15 protein-coding genes are annotated in these 17,676 nt (G+C 70.9%); 7 read left to right on the forward strand and 8 right to left on the reverse strand.

Translation table 11 applies throughout. The features are described 5' to 3' along the window. Positions 1 to 95: 95 nt before the first annotated feature. Entirely contained in the window at positions 96 to 1,340 is a 1,245-nt protein-coding gene (locus tag ACFXC1_RS11455) for an endonuclease/exonuclease/phosphatase family protein (RefSeq protein ID WP_381241615.1), read from the forward strand. On the opposite strand, the gene ACFXC1_RS11460 is transcribed toward ACFXC1_RS11455, so the two are convergent. The 4 genes from ACFXC1_RS11460 to ACFXC1_RS11475 form a co-directional block, all read right to left on the reverse strand. After that, complete coding sequence (locus ACFXC1_RS11460; protein WP_381241617.1) at positions 1,337 to 2,200, reverse strand: LLM class flavin-dependent oxidoreductase; 864 nt, start codon at positions 2,198 to 2,200, stop codon at positions 1,337 to 1,339. The genes ACFXC1_RS11455 and ACFXC1_RS11460 overlap by 4 nt on opposite strands. 76 nt (positions 2,201 to 2,276) lie before the next feature. Then, entirely contained in the window at positions 2,277 to 3,449 is a 1,173-nt protein-coding gene (locus tag ACFXC1_RS11465) for a damage-control phosphatase ARMT1 family protein (RefSeq protein ID WP_381241619.1), read from the reverse strand. A gap of 22 nt (positions 3,450 to 3,471) precedes the next feature. Next, a complete protein-coding gene (locus ACFXC1_RS11470; RefSeq protein ID WP_381241621.1) occupies positions 3,472 to 4,119 on the reverse strand; it encodes a ScbR family autoregulator-binding transcription factor in 648 nt (215 codons plus the stop codon). A 306-nt stretch (positions 4,120 to 4,425) separates the two neighbouring features. After that, a complete protein-coding gene (locus ACFXC1_RS11475; RefSeq protein ID WP_381241623.1) occupies positions 4,426 to 6,240 on the reverse strand; it encodes a S8 family peptidase in 1,815 nt (604 codons plus the stop codon). Between the two features lie 401 nt (positions 6,241 to 6,641). Here ACFXC1_RS11475 and ACFXC1_RS11480 point away from each other — a divergent pair, with 401 nt between their 5' ends. Further along, positions 6,642 to 7,586, forward strand: a complete 945-nt coding sequence (locus ACFXC1_RS11480; protein ID WP_381241625.1) for a lytic polysaccharide monooxygenase auxiliary activity family 9 protein — start codon at positions 6,642 to 6,644, stop codon at positions 7,584 to 7,586. 29 nt (positions 7,587 to 7,615) lie between these two features. On the opposite strand, the gene ACFXC1_RS11485 is transcribed toward ACFXC1_RS11480, so the two are convergent. Then, positions 7,616 to 8,269: a Tat pathway signal sequence domain protein gene (locus ACFXC1_RS11485; RefSeq protein WP_381241627.1), complete on the reverse strand. Its 654-nt coding sequence runs from the start codon at positions 8,267 to 8,269 to the stop codon at positions 7,616 to 7,618. 702 nt (positions 8,270 to 8,971) lie between these two features. Here ACFXC1_RS11485 and ACFXC1_RS11490 point away from each other — a divergent pair. Further along, positions 8,972 to 9,655 (forward strand): DUF6230 family protein, encoded by a 684-nt coding sequence (locus ACFXC1_RS11490; protein ID WP_381241629.1) that lies wholly within the window; start codon positions 8,972 to 8,974, stop codon positions 9,653 to 9,655. After that, complete coding sequence (locus tag ACFXC1_RS11495) at positions 9,655 to 10,098, forward strand: DUF6114 domain-containing protein (protein WP_381241631.1); 444 nt, start codon at positions 9,655 to 9,657, stop codon at positions 10,096 to 10,098. Before ACFXC1_RS11490 ends, ACFXC1_RS11495 begins: the two co-directional genes overlap by 1 nt. A gap of 66 nt (positions 10,099 to 10,164) precedes the next feature. Here ACFXC1_RS11495 and tatA read toward each other — a convergent pair whose 3' ends face one another. From tatA to ACFXC1_RS11510, 3 genes are read right to left on the reverse strand one after another with little or no spacing between them, the layout of a single operon-like run. Continuing rightward, on the reverse strand, positions 10,165 to 10,419 hold the full coding sequence (tatA, locus tag ACFXC1_RS11500) for a Sec-independent protein translocase subunit TatA (RefSeq protein WP_381241633.1): 255 nt from the start codon (positions 10,417 to 10,419) through the stop codon (positions 10,165 to 10,167). A gap of 31 nt (positions 10,420 to 10,450) precedes the next feature. Next, a complete protein-coding gene (mgtA, locus tag ACFXC1_RS11505) occupies positions 10,451 to 12,964 on the reverse strand; it encodes a magnesium-translocating P-type ATPase (RefSeq protein ID WP_381241635.1) in 2,514 nt (837 codons plus the stop codon). Next, positions 12,933 to 13,286, reverse strand: coding sequence for an ArsR/SmtB family transcription factor (locus ACFXC1_RS11510; RefSeq protein ID WP_019071430.1), 354 nt, complete (start codon positions 13,284 to 13,286; stop codon positions 12,933 to 12,935). Before ACFXC1_RS11510 ends, mgtA begins: the two co-directional genes overlap by 32 nt. 141 nt (positions 13,287 to 13,427) lie before the next feature. On the opposite strand from ACFXC1_RS11510, the gene ACFXC1_RS11515 reads away from it, so the two are divergent. From ACFXC1_RS11515 to ACFXC1_RS11525, 3 genes are all read left to right on the forward strand, one after another. Further along, a complete protein-coding gene (locus tag ACFXC1_RS11515) occupies positions 13,428 to 13,883 on the forward strand; it encodes a tellurite resistance TerB family protein (RefSeq protein ID WP_019071429.1) in 456 nt (151 codons plus the stop codon). A gap of 379 nt (positions 13,884 to 14,262) precedes the next feature. Beyond that, positions 14,263 to 15,282, forward strand: coding sequence for a substrate-binding domain-containing protein (locus ACFXC1_RS11520; protein ID WP_381241638.1), 1,020 nt, complete (start codon positions 14,263 to 14,265; stop codon positions 15,280 to 15,282). A 39-nt stretch (positions 15,283 to 15,321) separates the two neighbouring features. Continuing rightward, positions 15,322 to 17,676: a sensor histidine kinase gene (locus tag ACFXC1_RS11525; protein WP_381241639.1), complete on the forward strand. Its 2,355-nt coding sequence runs from the start codon at positions 15,322 to 15,324 to the stop codon at positions 17,674 to 17,676.

Below are 17,676 nucleotides of genomic sequence, written 5' to 3' on the forward strand. Positions count from 1 at the left end.
GCGGTGAACCCATGAGTTTCGCCCGCATCTTGTGGCGTTCATTTCTACGCGCGCAGACTACGGGGGTTCACGTCCCCTCCCTCACCGGAGTCCCGATGAACCACTCCAGCTCCTTCTCCCGCCGCACCGCGCTCGCCTCCCTGGCCGGGGCGGCGCTGGCCGGCACGGCCGCGTTCCCGGCGTCGGCGTCCGGGCGGTACGGGTCCGGGCGGACCGTGCGGTTCGCCACGTTCAACGCCTCGCTGAACCGCGGCACGCAGGGCGCGCTGGTCACCGACCTGTCGACACCCGACAACGCCCAGGCGCAGAACGTCGCCGAGACGATCCAGCGGGTGAACCCGGACATCCTGCTGATCAACGAGTTCGACTACGTCGAAGGCGGCGGGGCGGTCCGGCTGTTCCTCGACAACTACCTGTCCCGGGGCCACAACGGCGCCCGCCCGATCCACTTCCCGCACCATTTCACCGGCCCGGTGAACACGGGCGTGCCGTCCGGTGTGGACCTCGACGGCAGGAACGGCGTGGTGACGACCCCGGGTTCGGACGCGTACGGGCAGGACGCGTTCGGCTACGGCTTCTTCCCGGGGCAGTACGGCATGGTCGTCCTCTCCAAGTTCCCGATCGACGCCCGCGCGGTGCGCACCTTCCAGCACTTCCTGTGGAAGGACATGCCGGGCAACGTGATCCCGCCGGGCTACTACGGCGACGCGGCCCGCGCGGTCTTCCGGCTCTCCTCCAAGAGCCACTGGGACGTGCCGATCCGCCTCGGCCACGAGACCGTGCACTTCCTGGTCTCGCACCCGACGCCGCCCACCTTCGACGGCACGGAGGACCGCAACGGCCGCCGCAACCACGACGAGATCCGCCTCTGGGCCGACTACATCGGCGGCCACGCGCGCAGCGCCTATCTCTACGACGACAAGGGCGTCCGGGGCGGACTGCGGCCCGGCGCGCGGTTCGTGATCGCGGGCGACCAGAACGCGGATCCGTACGACGGCGACAGCTACGACCACGCGATCCGCCAGCTCCTGGACCACCCGGCGATCAACCTGCCCGCGAAGCCGCCGGCCGGCGCGGGCGGGGTCGAGGCGGCGAAGCTCCAGGGCGGGGCGAACGTGGGCCAGATCGGCAACCCGGCCTACGACACGGGCGACTTCAGCGACACGGCACCGGGCAATCTGCGCGTGGACCACGTCCTGCCGTCCAAGGGCCTGGTCCCCGGGAAGAACGGCGTGTTCTGGCCGACCTCCGACGACCCGCTGTACCGCCTCGTCGGCAACGGCAGAACGGTCCTCACATCCGACCACCGGATGGTGTGGCAGGACGTACGGCTGGGTTAGGGCTGTCCGGACAGGTGCGGGACGAGTTCCTCGCCGACCCACGCGAGCGCGTCCGGCAGCGCCTCCGTGGCAACCGGTAGCCAGAGGGACGCGGAGACCAGCCCGGCGTCGGCCAGCCGCCCCAACTCGTCCCGGACGCTATCGGCGCTCGCGTCGGCTCCGCCCAGCGGGCGCCCCGGCACCTTCACCGCAGGGGTGAATCCGGGCGGCACGAGGAACAGGCCTGCCGTCAGGGCCAGTTCACCGGGCTCGCGGCCCACCTCGGCGCCGAGCACGTCGAGCCGCGCCCGTACCCCGGTGAGCCCCTCCACGTCGACCCCGGAGCCGTGCCAGGCGTCGCCGAACCGCAGGGCCCGGCGCAGTGCCGCGTCGCTCTGCCCGCCGATCCACACCCCGGGTCCGCCCTCGGTGCGGGGCAGCACCCCGAGCCGCGCGGAGCCCTCGCCGCGCCACAACTGCCGTACGACGGCGAGCTGTTCGTCGGTCCGGCGGCCCCGGCCCGCGAACGGGACGCCGACGGCCGCGTACTCCTCGGTGTCCCAGCCGGTGCCGACGCCGAGCGTGAATCGGCCGCCGGAGAGGCGGTCGAGGGTGGCGGTCTGGTGGGCCAGGATCAACGGGTTGTACAGCGGCAGCACCAGCACGCTGGTGACCAGCCCGATCCGCCGTGTCGCCCCGGCCACGGCCGACAGCAGGATCAGCGGGTCCGGGGTCACACCTGTCGGACCGGCCACCGCGTGGCCGCTCGCGAAGACATGGTCGAGCCCCAACTCCTCGGCTTGGACGGCGACTTGAAGGACCGCGTCCACCTCCTCGTCCCGGTCGGGCCACAGGCGGTGCGGTGCCACTCCGATACGCATCTCGGTCGTACTCCCCTCGTGCGACAAGAACGTCAGTAACGACCCAACAGCACGACGAGCGTCGGGGACACCCCGTTCACGCCCGCACCTGGATCAGCGCATGGGTGCCGCCCGTGCGCCAGCGCTGTCCCTCCGCGGCGACCAACGCGGCTTCCGTGTCGGCGTCGAGGCCGGTGATCACATCGGACTTGAGGGTGCGCAGGGCGGCAACCGGTCCCGGGAAGTACGCGGTGACGTCGGCGAACGGCGTGGTGGGCGCCCAGCGCCGATCGCCCACCAGGCGGCGGTAGTTGAGGTCGCCCTTCACGATCGTCAGCGTCGCCGCGGCGAACTCGGCGCGAAGGTCGGCGGGCAGGTCGGCGTACGGCAGCGGGGCGCAGGAGAAGGGGTGGGCGCGCACGGTGAGGCGGCCGTCCGCCATGGCCGTCCAGAGGCGGCGGCCGTACGTCGCCGCCGCGCCGGGCGCCCCGGTCAGCCGGTGCAGGGCGTCGACCACGTCGGCGGTGGTGGCGTCGGAGACGTAGTACGGGTGGGGCTTGATGTGCAGGACCGCCCGTTCGATGCGCCCCTCGTCGAGGAGGTGGGCGATCAGCAGCAGGTCGGGGATGAGTTCGCGGCCCGCGTTGTCGGCTACGAGGCACAGGGTGCCGGAGAGGAGCGACCACAACCGGTCGCTGTCGTCGGCGACCAGGGCCGGGACGGGAGCCTGTGCGGCCGACTCCGCTCCGGCGGCGGAGAGGCGGAAGCCGAGGTCCGCACGGTTGCCCCAGAGGGAGCCGTGCAGCAGCGCCTGCCCGCGCTCCTCCGGCGACGTGCCCTCCAGCGTGTCGAGTGCGGCGAGTTCCTCGTCCGTCTCGGGGGCGTCGAGTTCGGCGCGCTTGAAGGGGCGGAACGGGTCGATGCCCTGCCAGGCGCCAGGGCCGAAGTAACCTACGGCACCCAGGAGTTGGCGGTAGAAGTAGCTCTCGGACCAGAGCCAGGGGACGTCGTACCAGGACTGTCCGGCGTACTCGTCGGTGCCCCAGGCGGCCCACTGCGCGTGGTCGGGCGCGTCGGCGGTGAGGGGTTCGACGGCACCCTCGGTGCAGTTCTTCAGGAGCGCGTCGAGGGCGCGGTGCTGTGCGGGGCCGTAGGGGAAGGCGTCGCGTACCTGGTGGATGATCACGGGGTGCCGTTCGGCCAACACGCTGTGGGGGAACGAGCCGGGCTCGTTGCCGAGGATCACGGGCGCGGCGGGGGTTTCGGGCATGCGGCTCACCGTACCGGGCGGGTCAGCCGGCGCCGATCTCCCGCTCCAGTCGCGCGGCGAGACTGAGATAGCGGGCGCGGCGCGGTACGGGGACCACGCCGCGGATCACCAGGTGCCACATCTCGGCGGTTCTGCGGGGCTGCAGGGCAACCGGTTCCAGGGCGCGCCCGATGACGCGGATGCCGACGAAGAGTCCGACGAGGGTACGGGCGACGGCGTCCACGTCGATGTCGGGGTGCGCGTCGGCCTCCGCGACCGCGCCGGCGAGTTTGCGGGCGGCGATGTCGAGCCACTCCGTGAAGGGGTGCGGCATCGGGGGCCGTACCTCGATCTCCCCTGCGGCGAGCCGGAGTCCGGCGCGTGGGATGGGGCCCTCGACGGCCAGCCGGGTCATGCCGAAAGTGACACGTATCAGCGTCTCCAGTGAGGAGTAGCCCCGGCTGTCCATGTCCCTGGTCATCTGGCGCGAGGCCTTGGCCTGCATCTCCAGGATGGTGTGGGCGAGGTCTTCCTTGGCCGCGAAGTGGAAGTACAGGGCGCCCTTGGTGACTTGGGCGTGGTCGACGATGTCGCTGAGGCTGGTGGACTCATAGCCCTGCCGGTCGAACAGCTCGGCGGCGGCCGTGATGATCGTTGTGCGGGTCTGTTCGGCCCGTAGCTGCCTCGCCATCGACAGAAACACTCCCGTGAAGGAAAAAACAACGGCTCATGCCGTTTTTTCTTACCCCCTGTACACAGTAGCTCACCGTCCGACGGCGTAGACCTCGCCCCCGAAGACCACCAAGTCCCCTCACGTTCCCATCACTTGCGTCTCTCTGTCACCCCCACCCCGACTCTTGACCACTTTCGGTATCTGTGGCACGTGTCAGCGACCGTTCTCGGCCATACGGACGACCGGCCGCCCCTGGGAGGCACCCATGAGGGCGCATCTCCCGTTACGGGTCGGCCGGTCGGTTTCTGTGCATGACCTGTGGGATCAGAAGGTGAGCTTCCAGCTGTTGAGGGTTCCGGTGTCCTGGGCGGCGGTGTCCTGGACACGCAGTTTCCAGGTGCCGTTGGCGGTCTCGCTGGAGGCGTCCACCGTGTAGGTGGCCTTGACGTCGTCGGCGGAGTCCGAGGTGCTCGCGGACTTCAGACGGTACGTCGAACCGTCCGGCGCGACCAGGTCCAGGACGAGGTCGCCGCGGTAGGTGTGGGTGATGTCGACGCCGACCTGGAGGGCCGAAGGAGCGTTGCCGCCAAGGCCGTTGACGGCGATCGGGGACTCGACGGCCGAGCCCGCGTCGGGGATGGCGACGGCGCTGGTGCTGGAGAAGGTGGTCCCCGTCGTCGTACCGCCGTTGCCGCTCACGGCCTGGACGGTCTTGGCCGCGTCCGCGAGACCGGCGCCGCAGCCGCCCGAGCAACTGCCGGGCAGGGCACGGGCGTTGGTCTTGATCGCCGACTCGATCTGGGCCGGGGTGAGGGCGGAGTTCGCCGCCTTCATGAGCGCGACCAGGCCCGCGATGTGCGGGGTGGCCATGCTGGTGCCCTGGTAGTAGGCGTACGACTCGGTGGACGGCGTCTTGGTGCCGGAGTTCAGCGTGGAGTAGATGCCGTTGGCGGTGCCGGTGCTGGTCTGGCCGCCGGGGGCCGAAATGTCCACGCCCGTACCGTAGTTGGAGTAGGACGCCTTGGCGCCGGCCCGGTTGGTGGCGGCGACCGAGATGACGTTGGCGCAGTTGCCGGGCGAGTGGTTGGCGACGTTGTCGTTGTCGTTGCCCGCCGCCACGACGACCGTGGTGCCGCGGTTCACGGCGGCGGTGATCGCGCTCTGGGTGGCCGAGGTGCAGGCGCCGTCGCCGCCCAGGCTCATGTTGATGACCTTGGCGATGTTGCCGTTGGCGGGGACGCCGGAGACGGTGCCGCCGGACGCCCAGGTGATGGCGTCGATGATGTCGGAGTCATAGCCGCCGCACTTGCCGAGGACCCGCAGCGGGGAGATCTTCGCGCCGTAGGCGATGCCCGCGATCCCCTTGCTGTTGTTGGTGACCGCGGCGATGGTGCCCGCCACATGGGTGCCGTGCCAGGAGGAGTTGCTCGCCCCGATGCCCGTGCCGCACTCGTTGGCGGCGTAGTAGTCGCCGGGGTCGGCCGGGTTGCTGTCGCGGCCGTCGCCGTCGACCGAGACGGCGGTGTCGGTGATGAAGTCGTAGCCGGCGACGATGTTCGCGGCGAGGTCGGAGTGGGTGACGTAGCCGGTGTCGATGACGGCGACGGTGACCCCGCTGCCGGTCGAAGTCGGCCATGCGGCGGGGACGTTCATGCCGGCCGCGGACTCGAAGAGGTCCCACTGCTTGCCGTACTCGGTGTCGTTCGGGTCGGCCTGCGGGGTGTTCAGCCGGTCCGGTACGACGTAGGAGACCTGCGGGTCGGACCTGAACTCGGCGATGACGTCGGCGACTTCGGTGGTACTACGCGCGTCACCCAGACCGACGAGGGCGGCGCCGGTGCCGAGGCGGCGCTGGAAGTCGACGTCCTCGCCGGTCTCCTTGCCCTTGGCGGTGGCGTCGGCCTCAGCGGCCCGGTTCGAACTCGCTTCCGCAGCACCGGACTTGTAGCCCACGATGAGGCGCTGGGCGAGGGCGCCGGGGGCGGCCTCGGTCTGGCCGGGCACGGCCGGTGCGGCGGCCTGGGTGGGGGGTTCCTGGGCGACGGCGGCCGAGGTGGCGACCGTGGCGAGGAGGGCCGCGGAGACCGCGGCGACGGATATCAGGGTCCGTCCGGTGGGGAATGCCGTGGGAGTGCGCAAGGGCTTGCCTTTCGTGGCCGGACTCCGAGCAGCGCGGAGCGGCGGTCGATTCGCTTCGTCGTCGAAGCGGCGGGGGGTCGATCCAGGGAGCGCCGGGCACGGGAGCCGCCTCACCAGGGGTTGCCTGTGGGTCAGCTGTGGCCAAACGATAGGCAAAGAGAAGGTCATACGGATACGGGGGAAACCCTCGGTCCGGCCGGAAACCGCCCTCGACATCGACCGGTTGACCGATCTGCCCCGGTTCACGGCGGCGGGGCGGACCGAGCTTGTCGGGCTCGAGGGCCGTAGAGGCGGACCGAACGCGCCGGGCCCGAAGGCCGCGGGGACGGACTGAACGCGTGGGGCCCCAGGGCCGTATGACACGGACAGACCGTTCTGCCCCGGCCGAGGAGACGTTCCGGATGTCCCGGATGACCGCACATCGCACCGCCATGGCGGGCGCCGCCATGGCCCCGCTGCTGCTCACCGTCTGGGCGGCGGGTCCGGCGCAGGCGCACGGGGCGCCGACGTATCCGGTCAGCCGGGTGTACGCCTGCTCGCCGCAGGGCGGCAGCGCGGCCGGGACGGCGGCCTGCAAGGCGGCCGTGGCGGCGAACGGACAGCCCTTCACGTTCTGGGACAACATCCGCGTCCCGAACGTCAACGGGCGGGACCGGCAGCTGATCCCGGACGGGAAGCTGTGCAGCGGCGGTCTGTCCGACTACAAGGGGCTCGACCTCGCCCGCAGCGACTTTCCGTCGACGCGGCTGACGCCGGGGGCGAAGCTGACGATGACGTACGCGTCGACGATCGCGCACACCGGCACGTTCAAGTTGTATCTGACGAAGGCCGGTTACGACCCGTCGAAGCCGCTCACCTGGTCCGAGCTGCCGACGCAGCCGTTCGCCGAGGTGAAGGACCCACCGCTGACGGGTGGCGCGTACCGCATCAAGGCGACGCTGCCGACGGGCCGGACGGGGCGCCAGCTGATCTACACGATCTGGCAGAACAGCAGCACCGAGGACACGTACTACTCGTGCTCGGACGTGGTGTTCCCCGGGGGCGCCGCCCCTTCGTCGAAGTCCACGACGGGGACGGCCGGTTCAAAGAGCAGGACGGCGAGTCCGTCGGCGTCCGCGGCCAAGTCCCCGGCCGACGCGAGCACTTCGGCCGAGGCCCCGGCATCAGCCGCGGCGCAGAAGGCCTCCCCCGCCGAGGAGACCACCGCGCCGGGCAGCAGTCCGGTGGCGTCCGACGTCGACGCCTCTTCGGGCGGCCCTTCGGCGCCCATGCTGGCGGGCGGCGCCGCCGCGGTGCTGGTGCTCACCGGGGGCGCCGCCCTGGCCCTGCGACTGCGCCGACGCTGAACTCGGCGCGTACAGGCCCTACTTGATCCTTAGTTGGTGTAGACCGCCGCGCCGTTGTCCGTCACCGGGGCGTACTTCGCGGTGAAGTAGCCCGCGCTGAAGCACAGGGACGAGCCGGACGTCTTGGTGAAGGCCTGGCTGGTGAAGTTGATGCTGGTGTCGGTGTTGCTGGCCGTGCCGCTCAGGCTGGGTGCCTGGTAGACACAGGTGATGCTGCCCAGCAGGGTCTTCAGCTTGACCGTGGTCTGGATGGTGGAGCCGCTGGCCGGGGTGACGGTCAGGGTGCCGTCCGAGACGGCCGCGGTGGTGTAGGGCAGGTTGTCGACCGTGATGCTGGTGACACCGGTGACGCCGAGGACGTTGCTCGTGCAGCTGCTGCTGTCGAAGCTCTGCCCGGAGACGGACTCGGTGGCGGTGCCCGGCGCGGTCGGGTTGTCGGTGACGGTCGCCGTGAACTGCGAGGTGGTGCACTTGATGCCGCTGGTGCCGGTCGCGCTCGAGTACAGGGTGGCGCTGGTGCCGGTGGCCAGGGGCGCGGTGAGCACATCGCCGACGGCGACGGGCGTACCGGCGAGGCTGCCGGTGGTGAGCACCGGGGTGTCGGCCGCGGACGCCGGGACGGTGAAGGGGAGGGTGAGCGCGGCGACGGAGCCGACGAGGGTGAGGACGGTGCGAGTGCGCATGCGGGTGTACCTCTTCTTCCGAAGTGGAACCAAGGGGTTCTTTTTTGGGGGGTGGGGAACTGGGGGGGGTGTTTCGAGGGTGGGTGAACTGGGTTTTGGAGCGCGCGAGTTCGCCGTCGCCGGCCCGTGACGCCTTCTCCGTACGTGACGGGCCGGCAACGGCGGCCGGCCGGTGACCGGCCGGAGGCCCACGGGGGTTGAAGGCTTCCGGCCGGGCCGGGCGGTGGGGCGGACGGCACGGGCCAGGGGGGAAGCGGCCGTGCCGGGCCGCGGGGGTTCGGACTCTGCGGGCGTGAAGTGCCCTTGCGGAAAGGGAAGTCCGGGAACGCGGCTCCTGCCACGTGCCGGATCCGGCGCCACGGATCCGGCAAACAAGGGAGAGTTGTAGACCTGAGCGTCCGTCAACGTCAAGACATGCAAGTCAAGTTGGTGCCATTTCGAGTGCGGTCACGGGCTCCGCGGGATCGCGGAGAGGCCTTGCCTCACAGGTGGCACATCATCAACACTCTTTTTCCACAACTCCCTTGACCCTCGAATGTAACCCCCGGTAACTTCCTCGACGGCTACTGCTGCGTAACCTGAAAGCCCTTGCACCCGCCGGGAGTTGTGAGGACGGCTGCGCCGCACTCGCTGTCCGCGCCAGGACAACGCGCCACATTGGATACCGATCCGCGTTGACTAGAGCAGCACATGGGAGCAGACATGGCTTCACCCTCGGACGCCAACTCGTCCGCAGGCAACACCCCCGAGAACCCGGAAACCGGTTCCGCACCTGAGACCGCCGAGGTTCCCGAAAGACGCGGTCAGGTCCGACTGCGCCGCGCCGCGGTGATGGCGGTGCCGGCCACGCTGGCCGCCGCCGCCCTCGGGATCCTCACCGCCCAGGGCGCCCTGGGGGTGCAGTTCTCCATCTCGGGCATGCCGTTCACGGTCACCGCCAAGTCGATGGACGGCACCGGCTTCGAGCAGTTCGGCGACCTCGACAACATGATCCCGAACAGCCCGAACGCGGGCGACACCGGCGGCCAGGAGCTGATCATCACCTCCGCCATCAAGAACGCCACGCTCGACAGCCTCTGCCAGAGCGTCGACCTGGGCGGCATCAACCTGCTCATCAAGGCGGGCAGCGGCGCCACGAAGGTGACGGCGACCGACCTGACGACCGACTCGACCGAGATGTCGGGTAACGCAGCCTTCAACAACATCGAGATCGGCAACGACGCCAGCACGCTCACCAAGGCGGGTGTGCAGGGCAAGCCCGGCGTCTTCAGCCAGCAGGCCGACACCGTGCACATCGATAACCTCCGGCAGACCAACTACGCCACCACGGCGGGCGTGTTCAAGCTGCCGGGCCTCAAGCTCAGCTTCAGCGACTCGGGTTGCTGATGTCCGACAACCTGTCACGGCAGGGGATGCGGCCCGCCTTCCGACGTTGGCGGGCCGGTCGTCCGTTCTGGGGCGGGCTGCTGCTCGCCCTGGGCGGGGCGGAGATCCTGCTCACGGAGAAGGTGTCGCTGAAGGTCGCGATGCACATCGGGATGCAGGGCATGACCGGCTACCTGCTCCCCGTCCTGATGATGCTGCTCGGCCTGCTGATCCTGTTCAGCCCCAGCCAGCGGCTCTTCTACTCGATCGTCGGGGTCCTGTGCACGCTGGGCTCCTGGCTCACCTCGAACCTCGGCGGCTTCTTCGTCGGGCTACTGCTGGGAGTCGTAGGCAGCTGCCTCACGTTCGGCTGGCTCCCGGACCAGGAGCCGCGGTCCGAGCGCCGGCGCCGCAAGCGCGAGGCGAAGTCGGCCACGCAGACGGAACTCCAGCACCAGGCCTGACCAGTAGGGCCCTGAAGGCGTCACGCCCCGGCAACCGCCGGGGCTCGACGCATGTCCGCCGCGCCGTCAGTGCGCGGTCGCGGGCGGCTCGGTGGAGGTGGTCATCGGGGACTCGGCCGAGGTGTGCACGGCGGTCGGCTCCACGGGGACCGACTGCGCCACGCCGCTCTCCTCCTTCATGGCCTTCGCCTCGCTCTTGAGGATGCGCATCGACTTGCCCAGCCCACGCGCGGCCTCCGGCAGCTTCTTCGAGCCAAACAGCAGGATGACGACGATCGCCACGACCAGCAGGTGCCATGGTTCCAGTCCGTTGCGGAGCATGACCGCGCCCTCTCTTCCCTGACAACAGTTGCTATGTTGCGCAACTGTACAACCCACGAGTGGATCGCAGACCCCTCAGGGCCGCGACGTACAGACCGAGCACGGCCGCGAGCAGCAGGTAGTACGGAAGCGCGAGCCCCGTCATGCCGAGCGCCGCGCCCAGCGGAGTCGGCGGCAGCAGCAGTCCGACGGCGGCCAGTACGGCCGCGGCCCACCCGACCGGCCCCGGTCCGCCGCCCTCCGCGAGGCCCCGGCCGGTGCGCAGGAGCAGCATCACCAGGGCCTGGGTGAGCAGGTTCTCGGTGAACCAGGCCGAGTGGAACAGCACCTCGTCGTCCACCGCGTCGGGGCCGCGCAGCGCGAGCGCGAGCACGGCGAAGGTGGCGAGGTCGGCGACCGCGTTGAGCATCCCGAACCCGGTGATGAACCGCAGGAACGCCCGGGGCCGCAGCTCGGTCGGCCGGCGCAGCGCGGCGGCCGGCGGCCGGTCGTGGGCGAAGGCGAGTTGGGCCGCGTCGAAGCAGAGGTTCTGGGCGAGCACCTGGGCCGGGAGCATCGGCAGGAACGGCAGCAGCAGACCGGCGGCGAGCATCGCGATGACGTTGCCGAGGTTCGAGGAGAACGTGACCCGCAGATACGAGGCGATGTTGGCGCTGCTGTGCCGGCCCGCGGTGACCGCGTGCCGGATCGCGGTGAGGTCCTTCCCGGCGAGCACCACGTCGGCGGCCTCGCGGGCCACGTCGACGGCGGCCCGCGGTGCGATCCCGACGTCGGCGGCGCGCAGCGCGGGCACGTCGTTGAGGCCGTCGCCGAGGAAGCCGACGGTGTGTCCGGCCGCGCGGAGGGCGGCGACCGCGCGGGCCTTGTCCTGAGGGGTGCAGCGGGCGGAGACCCGCACCTGCCCGGGGTCCAGTCCCAGTTCCCGGCACACGCGGGCCGCCGTGGCCGGATGGTCGCCGGTGAGGATGCGCACGCCGATGCCCAGCTCGGCCAGGGCGCGCAGGGCCTCCGGCGCGGCCGGGTCGACGGCGTCGTGGAAGGTGACCAGTCCCCGGAAGGTCAGGCCCCGTTCGTCGGCGGGGGTGTACGCGCGCGTGCGGGCCGGGAGTTCGGCGGTGGCGACCGCCAGCAGCCGCAGCCCGGACTCGGCCTCGCGGGTGGCCAGGGCGAGCAGCCGGTCCCGTTCGCCGGGCTCCAGCAGACACCGTTCCACGACGTCCTCGACCGCGCCCTTGACGATGAGGGTGTGGGTCCCGAGGGCGTCACCGCGCACCACCGCCGAGGCGAGCCGCCGCACCGGGTCGAAGGGCACGGCCGCGACCCCGTCGTACTCCTCGCCCACCGGCCCGGCCGCGGCCAGCAGTGCTTCGTCGAGGGCGTCCGGGACGGGTGCGTCGGCTAGTTGGAGGGTCCACCAGGCGGCGGTGGCGGCCCGTTCGAGGACGTCCGGGTCCTCGCGGCCGTCGGGGCCGAGGGCGCGTTCGACGACCGGGCGGTCCTGGGTGAGTGTGCCGGTCTTGTCGAGGCAGAGGACGTCCACGGCGCCCAGGTCGTGCAGGGCGGGGAGCCGTCTGACGACGACGCCGTGCGTACGGGCGAGCAGCGCGGCCCCGCGCGCGAGGCACGTCGTCACGATCACCGGGAGCATCTCGGGCGTCAGCCCGACCGCCACCGCGACGGCGAACGGCAGGGTCTCCAGGCCCCGGCCGCGCAGTGCCGCGTTGGCCATCAGGACCAGCGGGGGCGTCAGCAGCATGAACCGGATCAGCACCCAGGAGACGCCGTGCACGGAGCGGTCGAAGGCGCTCGGCCCGCGCGGCACCGGCCCCGCGTGCGCGGCGGCGAACCGGGTCCGTGCGCCCGTCTCCAGGACGACCGCCGTGGCACTGCCGGAGACGACTCCGCTGCCCTGGAAACACAGGTGCGGCTGGGCGAAAGGGCCCTCGCCGGCCGCGCCGGGCAGTTCTACGGCGGCCTTGGCGACCGGCTCGGACTCGCCGGTCAGCGCGGCCTGGTGCACCGTCAGCCCGCTCGCGCGCAGCAGTCGTAGATCCGCCGGGACGAGGTCGCCGGGGCCGAGCCTGACCACGTCGCCCGGGACCAGTTCGGCGACCGGTGTCTCCCGGGCCCGCACCGGCGCACCGGCCTCCGCGCGGCGCAGCACGCAGGCGGTCGAGCCGACCAGCTCGCGCAGTTCGTGCAGGGAGCGGTCGGCCCGGTGCTCGCCGCCGGCCCGCAGCACACAGCTCACCGCGACGAGCGCGAGGATCACGGCGGCGGTGCCCCAGGAGGCGACGAGCGCGGAGACCAGGCCGAGGCAGAGCAGGACGACGGTGAAGGGGTCGCGCAGACTGCGCAGGAACAGGCGGTACCAGGGGGTCGTACGGCGTTCCGGGAGGGTGTTCTCGCCGGTCGCCGCGAGCCGGGCGGCGGCCTCCGGTTCGGTCAGTCCGCGCGGGCCGGTGTCGAGATGCCGCAGCGCCTGGAGCGGGGTGTGCCGGTGGGCGGCGGCGTCAGAGGCCACGGAGCCGGGGGGCGGGCACATCGCGGTCGGCGCGGTCGGTGAGGCGGGCGACCGCCAGCCGGACCACGTCGACCACGTCCGGGTCGTCTACGAAGTACACCTGACGGCGGCCCTCGCGGCGGGAGCGGACCAGGCCGGCGAGTTTCAGTTTGGTGAGGTGCTGGCTCACGGCGGGCAGCGCGCCGCCGACCCGCTCCGCGAGCCCGGTGACATCGCTCTCGCCCTGGGCCAGCGCCCATACGATGTGCAGCCTCGCGGGCGAGGCCAGGAGTCCGAAAGCGGCGGCGGCGCCCGCGAGCACGTCGGCGGACGGGTCCTCGAAGCCGCGGCCGGCTGTCTGCACCGTCGTCGCCTCCGTCCTGGCCGTTGCTTTCGTACGAACCGCCCCAGTCTAGGGGGCCGGAACTTCTCCCCGGTCCGGGGAGTTTCCACGGTGCTGCAGCCACGGATTTGTATACGCACGACTACTACGCATGGAGTTCGCATGGCCCTGTGGGACCGTTTCAAGGAGTCCGCGTCGACGATGCAGACCCAGCTCGTGGCGAAGAAGAACGATCTGAAGAGCGGGGCGTTCCGCGACGCGAGCATGGCGATGTGCGCGCTCGTGGCGGCCGCCGACGGCACCGTCGACCCCTCGGAGCGGCAGCGCGTAGCCCAGCTCATCGCGAGCAACGAAGTGCTGCAGAACTTCGACGCGATGGACCTCCAGCGCCGTTTCGACGCCAACCTGGACAAGCTGACGGCCGACTTCGCCTTCGGCAAGGTCAGCGTGTTGCAGGAGATCGCCAAGGCGAAGAAGAAGCCCGCCGAGGCGCGTGCCGTGATCCAGATCGGCATCGTGATCGGCGGCGCGGACGGCGACTTCGACAAGACCGAGCAGGCCGTGGTCCGCGAGGCCTGCTTCACCCTGGACCTGCCCCCGCACGAGTTCGACCTCTGACCGGCCGTCGGGGGACCTGACCGACCGGGAACCCGCCGGACGAACTGGACCGCGGCCTGATCCACGCCCCGCACATCGACGGCCGGGCGCCTTCAACCGGATCGCCGCGGTCCTCGGCGAAGTCCCGCACCGGCAGCCCGAGTTGAGGATGTAACCGTCCGTCCCTCCGTACGTAACCTCCTCAACCCCTTTGTGCCGTCGAGATGATCACAATGCGGCAGCAACAACTCACTGCGGGTCGCTGCTCACTTGACTACCAGCGGTCACACACGATTGGCTCCGGCCCAGCGGGAGTCACCCGGTCGGCGCACCTCATACGGCTCCGGGCGTACTCTCCCCGTCCCCGAGCTCGGCCGCACAGCGAGGTGCCGCACCCCCCATGACCACTCCACCCTCACCTCACGCCCCCTTCCGTCGCATACGCGGCACGGCGCTGACCGGCGCCGTCGCCGTCTGTCTGCTGCTCGCCGGCTGCTCCGGAACCGGTGGTTCCGGGTCCGGGTCGGGCACGGACGCGGCCGGTGCCGGGAGCACCGGCCGGCTCAGGATCGCCATGGTCACCCACGCGAGCAAGGGCGACGCCTTCTGGGTGCTGGTGAAGAAGGGCGCCGAGGCCGCCGCCGCCAAGGACGGCGTCGAGCTGACGTACGCGAGCGACCCGGACGCCACCGGGCAGGCCGAGCTCGCGCGGGACGCGATCCGGGACGGGGTCGACGGCATCGCGCTGACGCTCGCCAAGCCGGACGCGATGAAGGCGCCGATCGCCCAGGCCAGGTCCTCGGACATTCCCGTGGTCGGCCTCAACTCCGGTATCGACTCCTGGCAGTCGGACGGTGTCCTGGAGTTCTTCGGGCAGGACGAGAGCGTCGCGGGCCGCGCCGTGGGCGAGAAACTGGACGCCCTCAAGGCCAAGCACGCCCTGTGCGTGATCCACGAGCGGGGCAATGTCGCCCTGGAGGCGCGCTGCGCGGGCGTGAAGAAGGCGTTCACCGGCGTGACCGACATCCTCTACGTGGACGGCACCGACATGAACGCCGTGTCCGCGAGTGTCACGGACCGGCTGAAGCAGGACCCCAGCATCGACGAAGTGGTCACGCTGGGCGCCGATTTCGCGCTGTCCGCGGTCAAGTCCGTGAAGGCGGCGGGGAGTAGGGCCAAGGTCGCGACATTCGACCTCAACTCGGACCTGGTCAAGGCCGTGCGGAGCGGGGACGTACAGTTCGCGGTCGATCAACAACCGTATCTGCAGGGCTATCTGGCCGTGGACTCGTTGTGGCTGTACAAGACCAACGGCAACATCAGTGGCGGCGGGGCGGCTCCCGTGCTCACCGGCCCGGCGTTCGTGACGAAGACGAACGTCGGCGCGGTCGCGAACTTCGCGGCCAACGGAACGCGCTGACCGGACACTTCGTACGAGGATGTAGCGAGGACGACCACGATGTCTCCACGGACAGGTGCCCGGCGCCGCGTCGGTTCCATACGTCTTTCCCTGATCCTGCTCGCCCTGGTCCCCAGCGTCACGCTGGCCGCCATGTGGGGTCTGACGACGACCCAGATGTTCACGGAGGGGCTACGGCTGCGCTCGCAGACGGAGTTGAGCAGGTCGACCGGCGCCATGGGCACCGAGGCCGCGCTCGCGCTCCAGAAGGAGCGCAGTCTCTCGGCGGCGTGGATGGCGGATCCGCACGGCTCGCAGGCCGCGCTGGAGGCCCAGCGCGCGGCGACGGACAAAGTGGTGGCCCAACTCGTGGGCCAGTCCGACGCGATCAAGAAGGCGCCCACCCGCATCAGGGACCGGATGTACTCGGTCGTCGCGTCGGTGGACAGTCTGGAGTACTACCGCAGTCAGGTGGACAAGCCCACCGACATCACGGCCCAGCAGGTGCTGGACCAGTACACCTCGATCATCGACGACCAGATCCAGGCGTTCCAGCAGCTGTCCCAGGTCGACGACGGCGACCTCACCTCGCAGGCGGAGCCGCTGGTCGCGCTGGAGCACGGCGCGGAGCTGGTCTCCCAGGAGGACGCGCAGTTGACGCTGGCCTGGCACTCCGGGTATCTGAACAACGAGTCGTGGGAGCAGTTCGCCGAGCTGGTGCACGCCCGGCGCTGGCTGGTCGAGGACCAGATCGCCACCGGGTTCCAGGGCGCCACCAAGACGCGGATCGAGCACATTCTGCAGAGCGTCGAGTGGAGCACCCTGGAGTCGACGGAGGACGCGGTGCTCAGGGCCGGTACGGCGGGCAAGGCGGATCCGGACAACGGCTCGGCCGGCCGGATCGTCCTGCCCGCCGAGCAGAAGCAGTGGAACGCCGCACTGTCCCAAGTCGCCGCACAGTACGAGTCGTTGATCAGGCAGCAGACGTCCGCACTTCTCGACCGCAGCTCCGACAAGGCGCACAACCTGCTCGTCACCGCCGCCTCGCTGAGCGCGGGCGGACTCGGCGCCCTGCTGCTGTGCGTCGTCATGTCCTGGCGGATCACCCGCTCCCTGTCCCGCCGGCTGCGCGGCCTGAAGATGGCCACCCTGAGCCTCGCCGAGGACCGACTGCCCGACGTGGTCGCCCGGTTGAACCGGGGCGAGAAGATCGACGTCGAGTCGGCGACCCCGCCGCTGGACTACGGCGGCGACGAACTCGGCCAGGTGGCACAGGCGTTCAACACCGCGCAGCGCACCGCCGTGCACACCGCCGTCGAACTCGCCGACACCCGGCGGGGGTTCCAGAAGGTCATCCTCGGCATCGCCCGGCAGAGCCAGAACCTGGTCAACCTCCAGCTCACCAAGCTCGACCAGCTGGAGCGCCGGCACGACGACCCCGAGGTCCTGCGCGGCCTGTACGAACTGGACTCCACGGCAAGCCAGTTGCGCCGCTACGAGGAGAACCTCGTCGTCATCAGCGGTGAGCAGCCGCGCCGCAGCTGGACCGAGCCGGTCGCGCTGATCGACATCCTGCGCAGTGCCGTCGGCGAGGTCGCCGAGTACCAGCGGGTGGAGGTGCACACCGAGGAGGAGGTGTGCCTCGCGCCGCCCGCGGTCGCCGACGTGATCCACCTGCTGGCGGAGCTGATCGACAACGCCACGGTGTACTCCCCCGCGCCCAGCCCGGTCGGCGTGCGGGCCGCGATGGTCGCCAAGGGCCTCGTGATCGAGGTCGAGGACCGCGGGCTCGGCATGTCGGAGGAGGACTACGCCTCGCTCAACGAACAGCTCGCCGTGGCCCCGCAGTTCGACGTCGTCGCCCTCGCCGACGACCTGCGGCTGGGCATGTTCGTGATCGCCCGGCTCGCCGTCCGGCACGGCATCGCGGTGACGCTGCGCTCCTCGCCGTACGGCGGCACGACCGCGATCGTGCTGATCCCGCACGAGATCGTCGTACCCGAGCCCCTGGACGAGCCGGCGAAGGACACCGGCGACGAGGCCGTGGGGGCGGGGAAGGCCGCCGCCCCGACCGAGCGGGCGGCCGACGTGCCGAGCCCCGCGCCCAGGGCGCTGCCAGCCATTCCCCCGGCCCGGTCCGCCGAGCCCCCGGTCACCGCCGATCCCGACGGGCTCGCCCCGTTGCCACGGCGGGTGCCGCAGACCAGTCTGGCCAGTGAGTTGCGGGAGGAGGCCGGACCGGCCGAGGAGGACGGAGAACTGGAAGACTTCACCGCGGAACGTGCGGCTTCCTCGCTGGCCGGGTTCCAGCGCGGCACGTTCCAGGCGCGAGACTCCCTCGACGACGACGCGCCGTCGCAGTACGACCGGGAGGAAGCAGCAGCCTCCTCGAATCCGCCCGCCGATCGCTCATGA

The organism is Streptomyces hokutonensis (assembly GCF_042751305.1).
In the GTDB taxonomy this organism is placed as follows: domain Bacteria; phylum Actinomycetota; class Actinomycetes; order Streptomycetales; family Streptomycetaceae; genus Streptomyces; species Streptomyces hokutonensis_A.